The sequence below is a fragment of the Streptomyces sp. NPDC026062 genome (genome assembly GCF_055568375.1).
Genome location: NZ_JBVHOQ010000136.1, coordinates 1 through 1,376, shown reverse-complemented (window position 1 = coordinate 1,376; position 1,376 = coordinate 1). Strand labels below are relative to the sequence as shown.

Below are 1,376 nucleotides of genomic sequence, written 5' to 3'. Positions count from 1 at the left end.
GACAGCGCCAGCCCCACATCGTCACCAGCTACTTCAAAGCCCCGCACGTCCGATACGTCCTCGACGAGTGAACCCAATGAGTTTCTGATCAATAGGTGGAGACGTCCTTGCGGAACAGGTCGAGCTCCTGGAGCTTGACCTTGTCTTCCTCCTCGATCGCCCGCGCGTAGCGGCGCCGGAAGTCGTGCTGCGCCGGGCTGATCGCAGCCGAGAGAGCGTTGTTGCCCTTCCGCGTCACCCATAGTTCGGCGACCTTGCGGACATCGTCCTCGGTGTAGATCCCGGCCTGGGCAAGCTTGTTGGCCAAGTGCACGACGACATACGGGTCGGTCTCGGTCTCCAGAGTCGCGTTCTTGAAGTAAGGCTCGAAGGCCGTCCTGATGTCCTCGGGCTTATTGGCGAAGTCGATGACGAACGTCTTGCGCTTCTGCTCCCCGCCAGCAGTGCGGTGGGTGCGGTTGAGGCGCGAGAGCGTTTGCACCGCGGTGACCCCCGACAGCTTCTTGTCGACGTACATCGCCGAAAGCAGAGGCTGGTCGAAGCCGGTCTGGAACTTGTTGGCGACCAGCATGATCTTGTAAGTGTCGCCCTTGAACGCGGCCGCCAGATCAGCCCCGGCCCCGGGGTTCATGTTGGCCTCGGTAAATTCGTCGTCCTTCGACGGCTGCGGGCCCCAGTCGCTGTGCCAGGTCTCGTCCTCGGGCATGGTCAACCCGCCCGAAAAGGCGACCAGAGTACGGTAGTTGTACGAGGCGTCCTCGGCGCGGCGCTTAGCGATGTAGGCGCCAACTTGTACTTCACCGCGGACTTGCGGGAGTCGGTCACCACCATGGCCTTCGCCTTGCCTTCGAGGAGGTAGGCGACGTTCGCGTGGAAGTGCTCGACGACGATCTGCACCTTCTGGCTGACGTTCGTCGGGTGGAGCTGAACCCAACTCATCAGCCCCTTGCGGGCGGCAGCCTCCTCGACCTCGCCTCCGTCACCGGCCTCGGCCTTGCCGGCAATCTGCAGCGCGGTGTCGTAGGACTGGTAGCCCTTGAGCACGTCGAGGATGTAGCCCTCCTCAATCGCCTGCTTCATCGAGTACAGGTGGAACTCGCGCGGCTTGCCATCGGGGCCGTGGCGGCCGAACAGTTCGAGAGTCTTGTTCTTCGGCGTTGCAGTGAACGCAAAGTAGGAGATGTTCTCCGATTCGGCCCGCTCGGTCATCTCCGAGGCCAGCACCGACTCCACATCGACATCCCCGCCCTCCTCGATCTCCTTCAGCTCCTCGGCCGTCAATGAGCCTTTTTCAACCTGGCTGTGGCGGTGAGGTGTTGGAGGTTGCCGGCTGTACGGAACGACGAAGCTCCTGGTAGACGGGTTCTCGACCAAGA

At 62.4% G+C, this 1,376-nt stretch carries 1 protein-coding gene and 1 pseudogene; both read right to left on the bottom strand.

Features of this window, described 5'->3' with window-relative positions; all coding sequences use genetic code 11:
* Positions 1 to 88: 88 nt before the first annotated feature.
* Positions 89 to 706: a type I restriction enzyme subunit R domain-containing protein gene (locus ACZ4LX_RS38170; protein ID WP_467652014.1), complete on the bottom strand. Its 618-nt coding sequence runs from the start codon at positions 704 to 706 to the stop codon at positions 89 to 91.
* A gap of 2 nt (positions 707 to 708) precedes the next feature.
* Positions 709 to 1,376: pseudogene (locus ACZ4LX_RS38165) on the bottom strand (hypothetical protein); the annotation flags it as partial.

Excerpts from the sequence above, each read along its gene's own strand:
- ACZ4LX_RS38170 (WP_467652014.1), bottom strand. The coding sequence starts at position 706 with ATGCCCGAGGACGAGACCTGGCACAGCGACTGGGGCCCGCAGCCGTCG.